Origin of the sequence: Streptomyces hygroscopicus subsp. hygroscopicus (genome assembly GCF_030269125.1) — a bacterium.
Lineage (GTDB): Bacteria > Actinomycetota > Actinomycetes > Streptomycetales > Streptomycetaceae > Streptomyces > Streptomyces hygroscopicus_C.
Map to the genome: position 1 here is coordinate 473504 of NZ_BSSM01000003.1, position 18318 is coordinate 491821.

General features: G+C 69.2%; 17 protein-coding genes. 4 read left to right on the forward strand and 13 right to left on the reverse strand.

Annotated elements, in window-relative coordinates:
- Positions 1-118 precede the first annotated feature (118 nt).
- Positions 119-2062, reverse strand: coding sequence for an ATP-dependent zinc metalloprotease FtsH (gene ftsH / locus QSK45_RS10240; protein ID WP_285555351.1), 1944 nt, complete (start codon positions 2060-2062; stop codon positions 119-121).
- A gap of 53 nt (positions 2063-2115) precedes the next feature.
- Positions 2116-2556 (reverse strand): SPW repeat protein, encoded by a 441-nt coding sequence (locus QSK45_RS10245; RefSeq protein WP_285555353.1) that lies wholly within the window; start codon positions 2554-2556, stop codon positions 2116-2118.
- Positions 2557-2758: 202 nt separating this feature from the next.
- Between QSK45_RS10245 and QSK45_RS10250 the strand changes: the two genes are divergently transcribed.
- Complete coding sequence (locus QSK45_RS10250; protein ID WP_285555355.1) at positions 2759-3928, forward strand: TDT family transporter; 1170 nt, start codon at positions 2759-2761, stop codon at positions 3926-3928.
- A 74-nt stretch (positions 3929-4002) separates the two neighbouring features.
- On the opposite strand, the gene QSK45_RS10255 is transcribed toward QSK45_RS10250, so the two are convergent.
- The 3 genes from QSK45_RS10255 to QSK45_RS10265 all read right to left on the reverse strand — a co-directional run bounded on the left by QSK45_RS10255 (position 4003) and on the right by QSK45_RS10265 (position 6409).
- Positions 4003-4911 (reverse strand): SAM-dependent methyltransferase, encoded by a 909-nt coding sequence (locus QSK45_RS10255; RefSeq protein WP_285555356.1) that lies wholly within the window; start codon positions 4909-4911, stop codon positions 4003-4005.
- Complete coding sequence (locus QSK45_RS10260) at positions 4908-5582, reverse strand: TetR/AcrR family transcriptional regulator (protein ID WP_285555358.1); 675 nt, start codon at positions 5580-5582, stop codon at positions 4908-4910. The genes QSK45_RS10255 and QSK45_RS10260 overlap by 4 nt, the downstream gene beginning before the upstream one ends.
- 158 nt (positions 5583-5740) lie before the next feature.
- A complete protein-coding gene (locus QSK45_RS10265) occupies positions 5741-6409 on the reverse strand; it encodes a hemerythrin domain-containing protein (protein ID WP_285555360.1) in 669 nt (222 codons plus the stop codon).
- Positions 6410-6595: 186 nt separating this feature from the next.
- Between QSK45_RS10265 and QSK45_RS10270 the strand changes: the two genes are divergently transcribed.
- Complete coding sequence (locus tag QSK45_RS10270) at positions 6596-7081, forward strand: nitroreductase family deazaflavin-dependent oxidoreductase (protein WP_285555362.1); 486 nt, start codon at positions 6596-6598, stop codon at positions 7079-7081.
- 686 nt (positions 7082-7767) lie between these two features.
- A complete protein-coding gene (locus tag QSK45_RS10275) occupies positions 7768-8604 on the forward strand; it encodes a PrsW family intramembrane metalloprotease (protein ID WP_285555364.1) in 837 nt (278 codons plus the stop codon).
- Positions 8605-8676: 72 nt separating this feature from the next.
- Here the strand turns inward: QSK45_RS10275 and QSK45_RS10280 are convergent, their stop codons facing one another.
- From QSK45_RS10280 to QSK45_RS10315, 8 genes are all read right to left on the reverse strand, one after another.
- Complete coding sequence (locus tag QSK45_RS10280; RefSeq protein ID WP_285555366.1) at positions 8677-9120, reverse strand: acyl-CoA thioesterase; 444 nt, start codon at positions 9118-9120, stop codon at positions 8677-8679.
- Between the two features lie 34 nt (positions 9121-9154).
- Positions 9155-9640 carry an MEKHLA domain-containing protein gene (locus QSK45_RS10285; RefSeq protein WP_285555368.1) on the reverse strand — a complete coding sequence of 162 codons (486 nt, stop codon included), beginning with the start codon at positions 9638-9640 and terminating at the stop codon, positions 9155-9157.
- The gene (ilvC, locus tag QSK45_RS10290) at positions 9633-10634 is read right to left on the reverse strand and encodes a ketol-acid reductoisomerase (RefSeq protein ID WP_285555369.1); all 1002 of its coding nucleotides are present in this window, start codon (positions 10632-10634) and stop codon (positions 9633-9635) included. Before ilvC ends, QSK45_RS10285 begins: the two co-directional genes overlap by 8 nt.
- Positions 10635-10714: 80 nt before the next feature.
- Positions 10715-12076: an FAD-binding oxidoreductase gene (locus QSK45_RS10295; RefSeq protein ID WP_285555371.1), complete on the reverse strand. Its 1362-nt coding sequence runs from the start codon at positions 12074-12076 to the stop codon at positions 10715-10717.
- A gap of 255 nt (positions 12077-12331) precedes the next feature.
- Positions 12332-12619, reverse strand: a complete 288-nt coding sequence (locus QSK45_RS10300) for a WhiB family transcriptional regulator (protein WP_285555373.1) — start codon at positions 12617-12619, stop codon at positions 12332-12334.
- Between the two features lie 242 nt (positions 12620-12861).
- Complete coding sequence (locus QSK45_RS10305; protein WP_285555374.1) at positions 12862-13434, reverse strand: hypothetical protein; 573 nt, start codon at positions 13432-13434, stop codon at positions 12862-12864.
- Between the two features lie 269 nt (positions 13435-13703).
- Positions 13704-14111: an SsgA family sporulation/cell division regulator gene (locus QSK45_RS10310; RefSeq protein ID WP_285555376.1), complete on the reverse strand. Its 408-nt coding sequence runs from the start codon at positions 14109-14111 to the stop codon at positions 13704-13706.
- A 112-nt stretch (positions 14112-14223) separates the two neighbouring features.
- The gene (locus tag QSK45_RS10315; protein ID WP_285555378.1) at positions 14224-14835 is read right to left on the reverse strand and encodes a DUF308 domain-containing protein; all 612 of its coding nucleotides are present in this window, start codon (positions 14833-14835) and stop codon (positions 14224-14226) included.
- A gap of 652 nt (positions 14836-15487) precedes the next feature.
- Between QSK45_RS10315 and QSK45_RS10320 the strand changes: the two genes are divergently transcribed.
- The gene (locus tag QSK45_RS10320) at positions 15488-18286 is read left to right on the forward strand and encodes a helix-turn-helix transcriptional regulator (RefSeq protein WP_490993541.1); all 2799 of its coding nucleotides are present in this window, start codon (positions 15488-15490) and stop codon (positions 18284-18286) included.
- Positions 18287-18318 lie beyond the last annotated feature (32 nt).

Below are 18318 nucleotides of genomic sequence, written 5' to 3' on the forward strand. Positions count from 1 at the left end.
GCCGCCCCCGCTCGCCGGTCCTGTACCAGTCCGGCCCGGCGGCGTCCGGCGGGCCGGACACCCTGCGCACGCCCGGCCCCGGTCGCCCGCCCCCGCCGCTCGCCGGCGCAGCGACGGGTCACCGCTCGCTCCCCGCGGCCGTCGACGGCAGACCGGCGATGCGGTACGCGTCCGGTTCGTCCAGCGTCTCGTGTTCCAGCAGGGCGGCGGCCAGGGCGTCGAGCTGGTCCCGGTGGGCGCGCAGGGTGGTACGGGCCTCCTCGTAGCACTCCTCGACGATCCGGCACACCTCGGCGTCGATCACGTCCAGGGTGCGAGGCGCGGCCAGCAGGCCGTACGGCTGCCGGCTGTCGCCCGGCAGCGCCGACAGCCGGCCCACCCTCTCACTCATGCCCCAGCGCGACACCATGCCGCGCGCGATGCCGGTGACCTGCTCCAGGTCGTTCTCGGCACCGGTGGTGACGACCCCGAAGACGACCTCCTCGGCCGCCATACCGCCCAGCGCGCCGATGATCCGGCCGCGCAGGTACTCCGCGGTGTACGCGTACTTGTCCGTGTCCGGCGTGGACAGGGTCACCCCCAGAGCCCGGCCGCGCGGCACGATGGTGATCTTGCGGACCGGGTCGGCGCCCGGCTGGAGCATGCCCAGCAGCGCGTGCCCGCTCTCGTGGTACGCCGTCCGGCGCCGCTCCTCCAGTGGCATCACCAGCGGCCGTTCGGCACCCAGCTGCACCTTCTCCAGGGCCTCGGAGAGGTTCTTCTGCGTCACCCGGTCCTGCCCGTGCTTCACCGCGAGCAACGCCGCCTCGTTGGCGAGGTTCGCCAGCTCCGCGCCGGTCATCCCCGGAGTGGAGCGGGCGATCCGCGCGAGGTCGACGTCGGTGGCGAGCGGCATGGCACGGGTGTGGATGCGCAGGATGGCCTCACGGCCGCCCCGGTCCGGCGGTACCACGCTCACCACCCGGTCGAAACGCCCCGGCCGGGTCAGCGCCGCGTCCAGGACGTCCACCCGGTTGGTCGCGGCGATGACGATGACGCCCTCGGACCCCGAGAAACCGTCCATCTCCGTGAGGATCTGATTGAGCGTCTGCTCCCGTTCGTCGTGACCGCCCACGCTCGATCCGCCGCGCGCCCGGCCGATGGTGTCGATCTCGTCGATGAAGACGATCGACGGCGCCACCTTGCGCGCCTCGGCGAACAGCTCCCGCACCCGGGAGGCGCCCACACCCACGATCATCTCGATGAACTCCGAGGCCGAGGCCGAGAAGAACGGCACGCCGGCCTCTCCGGCCACCGCCCGCGCCAGCAGCGTCTTGCCCGTTCCGGGCGGGCCCGCCAGCAGCACACCGCGCGGCATCTTCGCGCCGAGCCGCCGGTAGGCGTCGGGGTTCTTCAAGAAGGCGACGACGTCGTTGAGTTCGCCCTCCACCTCGTCGATGCCGGCCACGTCAGCGAAGGTCGTGCGCCCGCCGTCGGGCCGCATTCCGACGGGTTTGGGCGGCTTGCGGCCGAGCACACCGCCGAGGCCCCCGCCCAGGCCGCCGCCCATGCGCCGGGCGACGAACACCCATACCGCGATCAGCAGCACCGTCGGCAGCAGCGACACCAGCAGGGTTTCCCCGAGGCCCGGCCCCTGCGCGAGGGGCTCGGCGGCCACCGCCACCTTCTGCCGGGTGATCTCGGACCACAGCTGCGCGTCGTCGGCGAAGGCCGGCTTGTAGGTCTTGAAGTGCGTGTACGTGCCGCCCTTGCCGCCTCCGGGCACCTCACCCGGCTTCTTCAGGGTCCCCTGGATCTCGGAACCCCGGGAGTAGACGCTCGCGACGTTGCCCGCGTCCAGCTGCTGGGTGAAGACGGTGTAGTCGACCGAGGTCGTGCCGTCCCCGCGCACACCGCTGTACAGGAAGCCGAACGCGGCGTAGACGAGGACGAGGACGAGGAGCTGGACCAGGCAGCCGCGCCCCGCCCCGCGTCCGTCCGGGGAGGGTGACGATCCGCCCGGCACTCCTTCGGTGCGCCAGTCCTGCCGAGGATCGTGACGCGGCGGAACGGGATCGGTCATGGGGCTTCTTCTCCTCGGAGAGCGACGTGTCAAGAACACGGGGAACCGCCTGGTCACAGAAGTCGGTTGGCGCGGCGGACCATGGCCAGGGACACCACTCCCAGCGCCAGGGCGAGCGCGCCGCAGATCGTCCCGTCCAGGACGGCGGGACGGCCCGGGTGCCGGCCCACCACCCACGGCGACGCGCCCGTCCAGAAACCGATCACCACGAGCGCGCCGCTCATACTGGTCATCCGCTCCGGGGCCACCGTGAAGCCCAGCGCCAGGAGGCAGACGGCGCCACCCACGATCAGGGCGTGCACCGCGAGATCACCGCTCCGCGCGGCGAAGTGCAGGATCCACGGGGAAGCGGCGTAGAACAGCCCGACCAGGAAGACCGGCCCGTTCACCAGGGCCACGTCGTGCGCCCCGAGCACACGGGCGTAGCGCCCACGCATCTCGAAGGCGTCCGGGTGGTCCGCCATGTCGTCCTTGCGATGCGGGTAGCCAGACATCCGAGGTCTCCTCACTGCTGTCCGGGACCTCATGCTGTCGTGCAAGCAGCGGAACGAACATCACACATTCACGCGATAAGGCACTCCTCCGCGTATCTCACATGCGGGAGCAAGTGACATCACTTCTGTCATAGATCACGCTTATGAGCTGATACAGGGAGACCCTCTACCAGCGCTCCTCGCTCTGATGGATGTTTCCTATATGACTACTTCTCTCAGCCCTGTAACCCAGGCATCGCAGCCCCGCCATGCCCCCCGGCGGCTCCTGCCGGAGCTGGACCGGCCCTCGGACATGTTCCGCAACCTCGGTCCCAACTGGTATGCCTCGGTTATGGGTACCGGCATCGTCGCCAACGCCGCCGCAGTCCTGCCCTTCCACGTGACCGGCCTGCGCGTGTTCGGCACGGTGGTCTGGGCCCTCGCCTCCGCGATCCTCGTGGCACTGACCGCGGCTTGGGCCGTGCACTGGACCCGGCACCGCGACCTCGCCCGCCGCCACGCCCACAACCCGGTGATGGCCCACTTCTGGGGCGCACCCGCGATGGCCCTCATGACCGTCGGCGCGGGCACCCTCACCCTGGGCCGGCAGTGGATCGGCATGCAGCCGGCCGTGCGCATCGACGCCGTGCTGTGGACCGCCGGCACCCTGCTCGGCCTGGTCACCAGCGTGTGGATCCCCTATCTCGCCATGACCGAGCACGAGGTGCGGGAGGACTCCGCCTTCGGCGGCTGGCTGATGCCGGTCGTCCCGCCGATGGTCTCGGCGGCCACCGGCGCGGCCCTGGTCCCGCACGTGCCCGCGGGCCAGGAAAGGCTGACCCTGCTGCTCGCCTGCTACGCCATGTTCGGCATCAGCCTGTTCACCAGCATCGTCATCATCACCCAGGTATGGGGCCGGCTGGTGCACCACAAGCTCGGGGCGGCGGCGATGGTTCCCACGCTGTGGATCGTGCTCGGCCCGCTGGGCCAGTCGGTGACGGCGGCGAACGCGCTCGGTGTGGTGGCCCACGACGCCCTGCCGGCCCCGTACGCGACCGGTGCCGCCGTCTTCGGAATCGTCTATGGCCTGCCCACCTGGGGCTTCGCGATGATGTGGCTGATGCTCGCCGCCCGCCTGACCCTGCGGACCATGCGCCGGCACATGCCCTTCGCGCTGACCTGGTGGAGCTTCACCTTCCCCGTCGGCACCTGCGTCACCGGCACCTGTGCGCTGGCCGTCCGGCTGCACTCGGACGCCCTCGACGTCGCGGCATGCGCCCTGTACGTCCTGCTGCTCACCGCATGGGCGGTCGTCGCCCTGCGCACTCTGCGCGGCAGTTTCCGCGGGACCCTGTTCCTGCCGCAGGCTCCGGCACCCGCCGTCGGCCGGTGACGGCAAAGGAAGGCGCGGCGGCCGGACCCGCGACGACGGGTGCCCCGGCCGCCGCGCCGTCGTGTGTGTGGGGGTCAGTCCGTACGCGGTACGCGCACCCTGCGCCCCCGCAACCAGCGGGCGTGTGAGATGGCGTCGTCGACACCGGGGTGCGGGCCGCGACCGTAACGCCGCGTGAAGCCGTAGACGGACTCCCCGGACATCTCCCAGCCCGCCGCGGTCAGGGCCGCCGCGGAGTCGGGCCGGGCGTCCCCGCTGAACAGCCCGCCGAGATGGACGCCCACCTTCTCCTCGGTGTCCGCGTACAGAGAGTTGTTGCGGATCTCGTCGGTCTCCTGACCTCGCAGGATCTCGTAGCCGACGACGCTGCCCTCGGCCGACAGGGCCGAGACGGTGGCGAGGAGGTCGCGTTCCACGGAAGCGGGCAAGTAGGGGATGACACCTTCGATCACCCACGCACTGGGCTGCCGCGGATCAAACCCGGCTTCCCGCAGCTTCCGGGCCCAGTTGGTCTCCAGATCCGCGGCCACGAACCGGTACGGCACCGCCGGCCTGGCGCCCGCGGCGGTGAGGACGTCCTGCTTGAAGTCGAACAGGTCGCACCGGTCGACCTCGAACACCGTGGTGCCGGGCGGCCAGTCCAGACGCAGGGCACGGGTGTCCAGCCCCGCGCCGAGCAGAACGAGCTGACGGATGCCGTCGTGGTGCGCGGCGTCTTGGAGGAAGTCGTCGAACACCCGGGTCCGCAAGGCGAAGTACTGCCCGCCGCGGCCCCACACGGGGTCGTCGTCGCCGTCCGGGACCTCCTCGATCGAGACGGGCAGCGGCACCGGTGTCTCGGCGGCCCGCACGAACACCTCGGCGTAAGGATCCTTGATCATGCCCTGCGGGTGCCGGGTCTCGATGGCCCGTGCCGCCGCCACCAGCAGCGCCGTGAGCGTGACGCCGGCGGAGAAGCGGAAGGGGCTTGCCCCGTCCTTCATGTGCGCTCCGTCTTCTCGTTCTCGGGCGTCGGCGGACCATCCGGCCCGTCGGCGGGCTTCGCGCCGTACCGCAGCCCGTCCAGCAGGACGGCCAGGGCGTGTTCGCGCTGGGTCCTGGTCAGCAACGGCGACACCCCGAGGGAGACCACGGTGCGCAGGAACTCGTCGACCGCCATGCCGCACCGGGTGGGCAGCGCCGCTCCGGTCCGCGTGATCAGGCCCTCGACGGCCTCGGACAGCGTCCGGCGGCACGGCGACAGGCACAGCGCCTCAGGGCTGAAGACCTCGCGCAGCGCGGCGTCCTCGGCGACGGTCCGTACGAACCGGTCCAGCCAGTCTTCCAGCCTCCGCCAGGCGTCCTCACCATCCGCGCCGTTCGCGCGGCCCGCCGCGGCCGCGCTGCCGCACAGGGCGTTGACCGTGTCGTTCACGTCGTCGGCGTAGACCGCCTCCAACAGACTCGTACGGGTCGGGAAGTTGCGGTAGAGGGTGGCGATCCCCACGCCGGCGCGTCGGGCCACCGCCTTCAGGGAGGCGTCCGTGCCGTTCTCCTGGAACTCCTCACGAGCCGCGGCGACCAGGGCGTCGTAGTTGCGAACGGCGTCCGTTCGGCGCGGGCGGCGCGACGGTGCCTCACCGGTGTCGGCGTGCACACGCTCGTCCACCGTCACAAGGTCCTCCTCACTGGTGTCCCGGCCTCGTCCGGCCGCGCGTAGCGGGCGTTCGCCCGGCAGGACCTGGGTGCGTCGCGACCGCCGCAGCCGAACGGCAGCCGCGACGCGGCTCGATGACGGACACGCCGGGACGGTGAGCACCCGGGCCGGCCCGCTCAGACAGCCGTGCCATACACCTTGCGAGCGTGCCGGGCATAGGCTTTCGGACCCACGACGGGCATCAGAAGCCGGGGGACGAGCGGCGCTGTCGACAGCATCAGCTTGACCGTCTCGTCATCGGCGAGCGAGGCGAGCATGCCGAAGACGATGGGCAGCTTGCTCTTGGGCAGCGCGTTGATCGCGTGGTCCCCCAGCTCGTGCCACTCCTTGGCCGTCACGTACTCGGGAACGATCGACAGGACGTCCTTCTCCTCGATGCCCAGATGCTCGGTGAGCACGAGGCCCAGTTGCTCCAGGGTGACGGCGAGCTGCTCACCGTTCTTACTGGTGGGCAGATCCCGCCAGAACGCGAGCCGTTCGGACGACTCGTTGAGCAGCGTCGCGATCTCCTCGTGCTGGGTCTCCAGCAGCCTCACCGTCTCCCCGAGCCGGTCGCCGGCGCGCTCCAGGAGCTTGGGCCACAGCAGTTCGTCCTCCCCCTTGTGGTGCAGGTGGAGGAACTCCTCGACGAGGTGCGCGTGGTCGGCGACGACGGCGGCACGCGCGCCGTCGCCCGAGGCCACTCCCCGAACCAACTCGGGCAGGCGCGCATAACTCTGCCGGAAGGCCTCGTGCACGACCAGCATGTCGCGGACGTCGGCACGGTCGGTCGAACTGTGAGGCATGTCGGAACTTTCTGGGAAGAACAGGAGAGCGCCGCGAGGCACGGGATGGCCGCGGGAGACACCCGGCGCGGCGGTTGTCGTACATAAGTGTACTGGAGGACGTCAATCCATATGCCAAGACTGGTGTTAAAGAGTGGTAGAGATTGACACACATCTGAGTCAGTTACTGAGAGAGGCAAGACATCCATGGCAGAACGTGATGCCGAGCAGCCCACCGCCGACATGGACCTCAGTGTCATGCCGGACCAGGTATGGGTGCACGATCAGGCACGCCTGGTCGCCGCGGCGACCGAGGCGGGCACGACAGACGCCATCGCGGTGGACTACGACGGCGCACACGCCCAGCTGGTGATCCTCACCACGCGGGGCGCGAAGACAGGACGGCAGCGGCAGACGCCGGTGATCCGGGTGGAGCACGGGGGCCGCTACGCGGCGGTCGCGTCCAAGGGTGGGGCGGCCACGAATCCCGCCTGGTACCACAACCTCCTCGCGCACCCCCAGGTGGAGGTCTGGGACGGCACCGAGCACCGGTCCTACCGGGCGCGGCGGACGACGGAGGCGGAGCGGCAGGAGTGGTGGAACCGTGCCGTGCGCGCCTGGCCCTCGTACGAGGACTACCGCTCCAAGACCGACCGGGTCATCCCGGTGCTGCTCCTGGAGCCCATGAACTAGCGGCCTACCGGGGCTCGTACCCTTGGGCAACCCGCTGACTGTACGTATCGCGTCCCTGCACACCCCGGCCCACGGTGCCTAAGCTCGGGTGGCGGTGACGTCGTCGCGGATCGGTCGCGGCGGCTTCGCCTGTTCCACTTGGGTCAGGCACTGTCGTAGGGGGCGTCCATGCACAGGCCAGTACGCTCAAGCGGCAACCCGACCGGTGGGTGCGGGCAGCGCTGCGGCTCTCCGTTGTCCGCATCCGCCGGTCTTCTGTGAACGCTTCTCCGACTTTGGCGTTATCCCGGTCAGGGCTTTTCCCGCCGGGCCCTCAGCGTGTTGTTGTACAGCCGGCGCAGGTGTTTTTCCGCGGCGCAGGGGTCCCCCGCCGCACACGGTCGGCAACGGTCCAGATGCCGCTGATATTCGCGATGAGCTGCTTCTTGCGCGCCGGAATCCATAGTCTGCGCATTCACTCTCTCCGCCTTCCGCCCAGCGACTGAAGCGACTGAAGCGACTGAGTTTCGAACAGATGCGCTCGACGGGCGGTCGTTCACCGTCCATCCCCCCAGGCACGCGCGTGTTACTTGACTACACATGACTCGGCGTGCGGGTCATGTTGACATAAACGTGTGATGCCGAACGGTCGTCTACGGGCACACCCTGGGGTGTTCAACGCGTCTCCTGGGGAGGAATCCGTGTCCGTGTCCCTCGTACAAGAGTCTGCCGGCAGCGAGCAGGGCCGACTCCTCCGGTTCGGCCGTCGCTGGGGGTGGCTCGCCGTCCTCCTGGTGGGCCTGCTGCTCTTCTGGCTCATCCACTCGGCACTGATCTCCACCCGCAATCCCAACCTGGTCCCCGCCCTGATCTTCTTCGGCGCGGCCCTGGTCCCGGCGGCCTTCGTCACGTTCGTCGCCGGCCGACGCCTGGACTTCGGGGTGAGCATGGGCGTCGTGGGGGCTACCGCGCTGGCCGGCGGGGCGATCGGCGTGACAACAGCCGGCTTCCTGGAGTACCGGACGCTCCGGCTGATGGACTTCCTCCCTATGGTCGCCGTGGGCCTGATCGAGGAGGCCGCGAAGCTCATCGTCCCCGTGGTCCTCGTATGCCTCATCCGTGCCCGGCATCCCGGAGACGGGCTGCTCGTCGGGGTGGCCTCCGGCGCCGGGTTCGCCGTGTTCGAGACGATGGGCTACGCCTTCGTCGAGCTGATCGAGTCCAACGGCGATCTGGCGGCCGTCGACCACCTGCTGGTGGTGCGGGGCCTGCTGAGCCCCGCGGCACACATGGCGTGGACCGGGATCACGTCCGCCGCCCTGTGGTCGGCCGCAGCGGCCCCGCGCGACCGGCGCAAGCGGGCGATCTGCGTCTTCGTCCTGGTGTACGCCATCGCGGTGGCGCTGCACACGGCGTGGGACAGCTTCGACAACGACACCGTCTACGTGATCCTGGCGGCCCTCAGTCTGTCCTTCCTCATCTACGCGACCCACCGCCTGGCCTCCCCGCGCGCGGCGCACGCCCGTACCCCCGTGTGGTCGTGACGGGCCCCGCCCGTGACGAAGCCCCGCCCGCGCTGCGCGGGCGGGGCCTTCACCGGAGGGTGGTGGAGTCGGTCAGCGGTGGCTCAGCAGTTCCGACTCCAGGATCGCGCGGGTCTTCTCGGTCCACGGCGCGGGCACGGCGGTCTCGGGATCGATCTTGACGATGACCCGCCGTCCCCGCGCGTGCGTGGCGCCCCGCGAATGGAACCGGAAGCCGAACTGCGCGCTCGTCCCGCCCAGGTGGTCGAGCCAGAACGTCACGTCGACCGGACCGATCCGGGTGACCGGCCGCTCGAAGGTGACGAGCAGTTCCCGCACCACCACGTTGACGTCGGGATGGCCCAGCGACATCCCCAGGCCCGCGAAGTACCGGGTGATCGCGCGCTCCAGCAGGGCGGCGAACCGCCCGTGGTAGAGCATGCCGAAGGCGTCCAGGTCGTCGAAGAACACCTCGACGGCCTCGGTGTGCTCGTAGGTATCCCCGTGCGGCGCCTGCGTGCCGGATGTGCCAGTCATGTCGCCCTCCGTTGCCTGTGTCCTCCAGGGCGGGTCAGCCCTGGCCGGTGATCTCGGACCAGGACCGGAAGACCGCGGCCTGTCCCTGTTTGCGTCCGCTCTCGTCCACCAGGTCCCACATGCAGACGTCCTCGATCCAGAACAGGCTGCCGTCCTTGCGGACTCTGCGGCCCCGGTAACCGTCCGCGAAGCCCTGCCGGTTCACCGCGGCGACGAACGCGTCGCGGTCTTCCTGGGCGTCGGGCGCGGCGGACAGGCGGGACGGCAGAGCGGCGAACTCCTCCGGCGTGTAGCCGAAGCAGCGCTGTGCGGTGCGGTTGGCGTAGACGAAGAGCGGGTCGTCCGCGGTGTCGTGTGCCAGCAGTCCGAAGGGTGCCTCCTCGTACAGCCAGCGGGCGGCCTCCGCCTCGTCCGCCCACGTCCCGGGGCACAGCGGACTGCCCACGAGGCGCTGGTGGCTGTCGAGCAGAAGCGCGGCGAACCGCGTGTCCCGGGCCCCGTGCACGTCAGTCTCAGGCATCGGCGTCCTGCACCCAGCTCATCAGCTTGCGCAGGTCCTTGCCGGTGGTCTCCAGCAGCAGCTGGGAGTCCTGCTGCTTGTACTCGTTGTACTTCTTCAGACCGCCGTGGTACTCGTCCATCCAGTTCCTGGCGAAGGAGCCGTCCTGGATCTCGGCCAGGACCTGCCTCATCTCGGCCTTGGTGGCGTCGGTGATGATGCGCGGACCGGTGACGTAGTCGCCCCACTCGGCGGTCTCCGAGATGGACCAGCGCATCTTCTCCAGGCCGCCCTCGTACATGAGGTCCACGATCAGCTTCATCTCGTGCAGGCACTCGAAGTACGCGATCTCCGGCTGGTAGCCGGCCTCGGTCAGGGTCTCGAAGCCCGCCTTGACCAGCCCGGTGAGACCACCGCACAGGACGGCCTGCTCGCCGAAGAGGTCGGTCTCGGTCTCCTCGGTGAAGGTGGTCTCGATGACGCCGGCGCGGGTGCCGCCGATGCCCTTCGCGTACGACAGGGCCAGCGCGAAGGCGCTGCCGGAGGCGTCCTGCTCGACGGCGACCAGGCACGGAACGCCGCGGCCCTCCTCGTACTGGCGGCGCACCAGGTGGCCCGGACCCTTGGGGGCGACCATGCAGACGTCCACACCGGCCGGGGGCTTGATGAAGCCGAAGCGGATGTTCAGGCCGTGGGCGAAGAACAGGGCGTCGCCGTCGTTCAGGTTCGGGGCGATGGACTCCTCGTAGACCTGGGCCTGGATCGGGTCCGGGACGAGGATCATGATGACGTCGGCCTCGGCCGCGGCTTCCGCGGGGGTGACGACACGCAGGCCCTCCTCCTCGGCCTTGACCTTGGACTTCGAGCCCTCGTGCAGACCGACACGCACGTCGACACCGGAGTCGCGCAGCGACAGGGCGTGCGCGTGACCCTGACTGCCGTAACCGATGACCGCGACCTTGCGGTTCTGGATGATGGACAGGTCGGCGTCAGCGTCGTAGAACAGCTCGGCCACTGGGTTCCTTTCACTGCCTCGCCAGGCGAGGCGAACATGTGCAGGGTGTTCTCCGCTCCCGGGCACCGGGGCGGGATCGTCTACGCGGCCGGCCGTATGTTGTGGTTGAGCCGGAACATGTTGGCCGGGTCGTAGACGCGTTTGAGGGCGGCGAGCCGGGCATAGCGCTCGGCGCCGTAGAGATCGCGGACATCGGCCTCGCTCGGGGCGTCGTCCGCGGACAGGAAGTTGACGAGGTGGTGCGGGGCCCGCCAGGGGGCCATGCCACGGGTGTACCTGCCGATGAACGCGCTCGCGGCGCGCAGTTGCACCGGCGAGCCGCTGCCCACCGCGAAGGTCATGTAGGGGGTGCCTCGGGAGGAGACCGCGTTGGGCCGGGCGGGCTCCCGGTCCAACGCGCCGCCCAGCGCCCGCACCTCCACGTTCTTCAGCGGGCAGCCCGAGTCGGGGCCGGTGAGTTCCACGAACCGGTCGAGGGTCGCGGCGGAGAACTCCCGCAGGGCGAAGCCCGCTTCGACGAGCGGCATGGCGCGCACCGGGTCCCTGTGGATCTCGCCTATCTCGGCGAAGGGCCGCTCGGCCAGCGTGTCGAGGACGGGCGTGGCGGCAGCCCGCAGCGGCTCGGCGATCCGGGCGCCCTCCGCGCCGTCGCCCAGATGCCCCAGTCGTATGTGCAGGACGAAGGCTCCGCGCAGAGGCTCGGGCAGCGCGGCGACATCCGGGAGCCGCTGAACGGAGAAGGAGGTGGTGGTGTCCTCGCCGAGGGCCGGTGTCAGGGCGCGCCACGCCTCGAGGACCGGTCGCATGTCCTCGCCGCGGAACCACAGGCCGCCGCCGTAGAAGCGCGGCACCGGGAAGACGTCGAACTCGATCCGGGTGACGACGCCGAAGTTGCCCTTGCCACCCAGCAGCGCCCAGAAGAGGTCCGGAGCGCTCTCGTACGTCACCTCGCGGACGGCGCCATCGGCGGTGACGACCTCCATCCAGCGCACGTGGTCGGCCGCGTAGCCGAGTCTGCGGCCGAGCAGCGGGCTCAGTCCGCCGCCCAGGGTGTAACCGACGACGCCGACATGCGGAGCGGAACCCACGATGGGTGCCAGTCCGACGCGGCCCGTGTGGGCGAGTACCTGGGCCCAGGTGACCCCGGCGCCCACCCGTACGGTGCGGCGCCCGGAGTCGAGGGATATCTCCTGGAGGCGGTTGGTGGTGATCAGCAGGGCGTCCTCGGCCGTCGGTAACACCATCTGATGGCCCTGGTTGCGCACCGCGACCGGCATGCCGAGACGGTCCGCGTGGCGTACGGCGGCAGCCACGTCGCGCGTGGACGCGGCACCGACGACGACGGCCGGAGTCAGTGCGCGGGAGAGGTTGAACGTCCGGCACTCCTGCCCGTAACCGATGTCGTCGGGCAGCAGCACGGGGCCTTCGACTGCAGCACGCAACGGGGCATGACCCGGCGCGGTCGGCGTCTCCGTACTGCTGCCGACGTTCGATCCGTTGTAGAGCATAGATTCACCACGAGTCGCCAGAGGGGGTCCGGAAGCCAAAGCCGCGCTGGCCGCTGGAACGGCGGTTTCCTCGCCACTTCCGAGGGGATGACGGAGTGAGGGCGCGGCATGCTTGCTTCCGCGAACGACCCTAGGCGATGCCGATGCGTGTTCAAACCAATTCCGGGTGGGTGTACGTAACGCGTACACTCACCTGTCGCCGCGCGAGGTCTTGCCGACGCTCAGGATGTCCTGGCGCTCACCGGCAGACATCCCGCCCCACACCCCGTACCGCTCCTTGTAGTCGAGGGCCATGGCGGCACACGCCTCGATCACCTCGCACCGGTCGCATATACGACGGGCCCGCTCTTCGCGCCTCTTGCGGTCGCGACCCTTCTCCCCCGAAGGGGAGAAGAAGACGGTACTGCTCATTCCACGGCAGGCAGCTCGCTCCTGCCATTCCCAGTCGGTCAGCAAGGGCAGCAGTCGGGTACGCATCTTCTTCCTCCTCTCCCTCCCCGCGCGGCTCGAACTACCTGCCGCTGTGCGGGGTTTCACTCCGTTTATGCTCCTTTCGGCGACCGTCCCGGTGCATCTGTCAGATGACTGACACTGCAACCACCCCAAGATTGTCATATCCATGACAATCTTGGGAGCTCCTGTTTTCGCTGGTGGGGAGGGGGACCACGCGCAGCGCACGCGCCAGAACGTGGTCCCCGTCAGGACTCGGAACGCGAACCTCAGCGGTCAGCGGGGAACCGCTCGCCGGAGGGGTCGTCACCCTCTCCACTGTCGTCCGCGTTCTGGTCCCCGTCCTTCTCCAGGCCCAGGTAGAACACCGAGTGCCCCTGCTTCAGCCGCTGGGCACTGCTCCGGGCGACCAGGCCTTCCAGCGTGGTACGCACCACGGTCGTCTTGATGACACGGTCCGGGTGCGCCTCGCTCAGCGCGGTCGCGATCTCCGCCGCGGAGCAGGGCTCCGACTGCTTGGCGAGGTACGCGCGGATCAGGGCCACCAGGGTCGGCGTCTGCTGCTTTCTCCGCGCGCCGCCGGCCGCGGAGGCAGCGGGCAGGTCGTAGCCCTGACCGGTCGCCGACACGGGGACCTGCTGGAGCGGGATGCCACTTTCCAGAGCCTGCTGCATGGTCGCGAGGACGGTGTGATCGTGCTGGAGAGTCAGCAGGCGGGACTGCAGTGCCTCGATCTCGTTTCGAACCTGATCCTGCTCTTGGACATTGCGTTCGAGGTCTTTTGTCAACTGTGAACTGTATTGTGTCAACAGCTCAGTGGTGGTCAGGCTGGCGTCAGGCATGCCGCAGACCCTCCTTGGTTCGGCTCTCGGACGAAGGCTCTATGTCGATGTGTGTCACGCGTTGCTGAGGGGGCGTGTCTCAGACGCTCCCCCAGATACTACGCCTTGTCCCATTGCCTGGCCGGTCCGGCGTCACGACCACTCTTGCACTGTCTCCACACCGACCGAAAGTGAACCCATGGCTTGCTTCGCGAAGTCACTTGACTTACTCGCGGTACATACGCCCCTGAGTTTTACTCACTCGGCCATTTGATCGAACTGTAGTGAGATCACTGGATGAGCTGTGCCAGCTTGTCCCAGTTCACCTCGGCCATCTCCCGGCCCCGCGGGACCAGCGCATAGGAACTGGCAAGCCACTGGGCGATGGGCTGGGCGGGCATCTCGAAGAACGCGGTGCGGCGGGTACGGGCGTTTGCCACCCGGACCCACAGAGCGCGCTGTCCCTCGCTGTGGGTCGGCCAAATCTCCACCTCGCCCTGACCCGATCGGGCGGTAAGCCCCTCGGTCATCAGCTCACGAGCGAACACCCAGCGCACCGGATACTCTCCATCGGAGTCGAGGATCATGGTGACGGCAAGGGGATCCGCGGAGTCGTACGAGAACTCACACGCTATCGGCACCGGAAAGCGCCGGCCGACCCAGTGGGTGATCTGGACGGTGATGCCGCACTTCGACATTTGAAACCTCCTGTAACCCGAGCGGATCGCGCGCCGTATCGTGCTGGAATTGCCCGACACAAAGTGGCGAATCGCTCCCTGGAAAACCACGGATTGCAGTGAGCCGCTTAATTCAGTGCAGAGGACGCAGCATCCTGCTGGGACGACGCGAAGCACCAACAGCCTCCACCAGACCGGTGAAAGCCAGGACAGAACCGGCTACGTAGGCCAGCTGGCCCAGGGATGAGAAGGGGAAAGCGGTCATGAAGAGGCCGCCGGAGACGATCACCGCGTTCAGCAGATCGTCGTACGCAACGACATGGCTGACCGAGGACGGCGTCATCGAGACGGCCATCGTGAAACCACGTAGGAGCAGTCCGAAACCCGTCCACAGCCCGAGAAGGAACACCGAGTCGGCATGGCCGCGGAAGAAGGAGACAGCCAGAAAGAGGACGACGAGCCCGCCGGCAGTCAGCAGCCAGCGCACGGGGCGCGGCACGTTCGCCTCCTGCGCGGAGGACAGCTGGAGCAGACCCTGCACGGCGAACTGCACACCGAAGACGATCCCCACGGTGGTCGGGGTCAGCCCTGGTGTCGCCAGGAGAGTGGTACCGACGCTCACCGAGATCAAGGCTCCGGCCAGCATCGAGGCAGGGCGGCCCACACGGATCCCGCGGACCACGCTCACCATCGCCCGGCGAGGAACAGACTGATCCTCGAACCGCGCAGTGTGCAGCTGTGCCATCTGTTCACTTCCCATTTCTCCGGGCCGGGTGCGGCCGGCACGTCCGGCAGTGCTCTCATCGACATACCGGCGTCATCGTCCTTGTCGCCGGACCGACCGGCCACCGTCCGCCGAGCGACGGTCACGTTCCGGTGTACGGCCGCCTCCAGTGTCGCGACGTCTTCGTGGCCGCGGCTGTAGTGCGGCCCGGACAACACGCGTGGGACATCCCGGCGGCCGGTCTGGGGAAGACCCCACAGTCACGCTGCGGGACCTGCGGAAACGCATGCCCTGGGAAACGTCTGTTCCCCTCAGTCGACGGGCCTGGAAATCCGGAGCGGGGGCATTCTGTGGGGTTGTCCCGACATCTGTCCTGGGGAACGCCCGGACCAGCTCTCAGGTGGTCTCGACAGCCAGAGCGGCGTGCGTGTGCCGACTATGTGGGATGACGCGGGAAGGCCGCCCTCCCGGCAGTGGGGATTGCGGTCTTGTGCCCGACCGGTCGGCGACGGAGTGTCGTGCGCCCCGTCGCCGACCGATCGGTTGCCGGCTCCCCCGGCACTGATGCCTTGCGGTTTCGCGCCCCGTCGGTCGCAGCGAACACGGACCCCTGGAGGTTGCCTTGAGCCAGGCGATTGACACCCTGTGGACGACGTCCAACGCCGTCGAGACGGTGACCTCGCTCCCCGTGCGCGGGCGCAGAACGGAACAGGAACGGCTCACCCAATGGGTACGCCGGCACGTCCACCGCAACGGTGGTGGGATCCTGTGGATCGAGGGAGCGGTCGGAGCCGGAAAGTCCCGTCTGCTGGCCTGTGCCGGGAACGAGGCGGCTCTGGCCGGAGCCCGAGTGCTCACCGGTGCCGCCGTGGCAGGCGGGCCGATGACTCCCCTCGCACCGCTGCTGGACGCACTCACCGTCGAGAGTGACGACCTCACCGAAGACCTGAGTACCCGTGCCCGCCAGGAACACGCCTCCTACCGGGTGTTGCGCGAAGTCGCCGCTCGGCTGCGCGAACTCACCCGTGACCGGCCGGTGGTGCTGCTCCTCGACGACGTACACGACTGCGACGATCTCACCGTGCTCGCGCTGCGCACCCTCAGCACACAGCTCGCCGGCCTTCCACTGCTGTGGGTGCTCACCTCGCGGGCGCACCCGGACCAACCGGCCGTACAGTCCTTGCGCCGCGACCTGTTCAGCCGGCAGGCCACCCAGCTCGAACTGCCCCCGCTCGCCCCAGAAGCCGTGCGGCAGATGACGCAGGACCTGCTGGGGCCACAGGCCGCCGCTGCCGGACCGTATCTGCGCTACCTCGACGGGCTGCCCGGAACGGTACGGCAGTTGTGTGCATACCTCCAGGACGTCTCCCCCACCGACCCATGCGGACCCGCGGGCCCGGCCGAAGTACGGGAGGTGCTGACCTGGCTGGTCACTCGCCGTCTCGACCAGCTCACCGGCGACGCGCGGGAGCTGGTACTGATCGCCTCGCTGCTGGGTGACTCCTTCACCGTGCAGCACCTGTCCCAGGTACTGGCCCGTCCCGAAGCCGCACTGCTCGCGCCCCTCAGCGAGGCTCTGGCCGCCCGGCTGCTGCACGCCGGAGACGACCGGCTGTCCTTCTCGCACGCCCCGCTGCGCGAGGCGGTCGCGGGCACCATCCCCCGGCCCGTCCGCCTGTCCGTCCGCAGGCGCTCGGTGGAGGTCCGGTTGAAGGCCGGCGTGCCGACGGTCTCAGTGGCCGCCGACCTGATCGGCGCCGTCGAACCCGGCGACGCCTGGGCGGCCCGGATCCTTCGGAACGCCGCACAGGAGCTTGCCTTCGTCGCGCCGGGCACCGCTGTCCGGTACCTCGCGCATGCCATGCAACTCATCGAGGACATATGCCCCGAGCGTCAGCGCCTGTCGGCAGAACTCCTTCCTCTGCTCTGGCAGACCGGCGAGATCGCCGAGGCGCGTGATCTGGCCCGCGAGGTGGTCCAGACGCCGCCCGACCCGGTGACCTACGCCCAGGTCTGCCTCGAACTCGCCCGTATGGGAAGCCAGTTCGTCGTTCAGCAGCCGGAGGCTCACGTTCGCCACGTCCATCGCCGTCGTGACGTTCCGGTCTCCCTGAAGGACCAGTTGCTGTCCATCACCATGCTCAACCGCCTGCTGACAGGCGAGGTCGAAGAAGCCGGCGGCGCCATCGCGGAATCCCTGATGCGCACGCGTGGTGTGCACCCGGTCGGCGAACTGACCCACCGCACCCTGCAGTCGATGAGTGCCGCCCACCGGCAGAACTGGGCGGATGCGGTCCGGCATGCGGAGGCGGCGGCAGCGGGCATCGCGCACCTCGATCCGGCTCAGGCAGCCGCGCTGCCCGAGGTCGCCCTCACCACGAGCTGGCGCGCCTCGCTCCTGAGCCTGTCCGGGAACGACCACGACGCCCGGGACCTGGCGGAAGACGGGCTCGAAGAGGCACAGCAGCACGGCCGGCAAGCGCTGCTGCCTTTGTGGCACACCGCCCATGCCCGGCTCCTGCTGGAAGCCGGGCGGTTGGCAGCGGTGAGTCGGGAGCTGGCAGCCGCTGAGGAAGTGATCAGGGCCACCGGCCTGGCCTTCACCGGAGAGGCGACAGCCCTGTACATCAGGGCGAACGTGGCCTTTCACACCGGCGACGACGCGGGCATCGACGCATGCGCCGCGCAGGCCGACGCCTTCCTGGAGAGTGGCACCCCACAACAGCGCCGCATCGGAGCATGGATCACCCTGCTCACGTCGGCCTACCGGGAGGAAAGACTGACTGACCGTCAACTCATCCTCGCCTTGCATCACTTGCGGCACGGCTTCCTCCATGCGGCTGTCGTCGACCCCGGAGACGCCGTGCTGCTCGTCCGGGCGGCGCTGGCCTCTGGCTTTCCCCAAGTCGCCTTGACAGCCGTCGAGTTCGCCGAGTATCGGTCACAACGCAACCCCGCCTTCCCTCTTTTCGCAGCCGCAGCGGCACATGCTCGTGGTCTCCTGGACGGGGACCCGGCTCGGCTCACGGACGCGGCCGAGGGATATGGGAGCACCCGGCCTCTGCTCGGGGCGCAGGCATGGGAGGACGCCGGGGCACTCCTGTCGGCAGGCAACGCCGCCGAAGCCCGAGCCTGCTTCGGGCGGGCGCTGGAGCAGTACGAGACATGTGGCGCGGAGCGGGACATCCGGCGCGCGCGCAGCCGACTGCGCAAGATGGGCATCAAGCCCGCCGCGGGGGCCGCCGCATCGGACGCCGGATGGCGCGGACTGACCCCGTCCGAGCTGGGCGTCGTGCGCCTGATCGCGCATGGGGCGACCAACCGGCAGGCAGCGGAACGATTGTTCCTGTCGCCACACACCGTGAACACGCATGTACGTCACGCCTTCGAGAAGCTGGGCATCCGCTCACGGGTCCAACTGGCTCGCCTTTATCTGCAGGAAGTCGACCAGCCTGCCGAGGTCGCCTCCTGACCAGCTCGGGGCGGGTCGGTGCACAAGCTGTC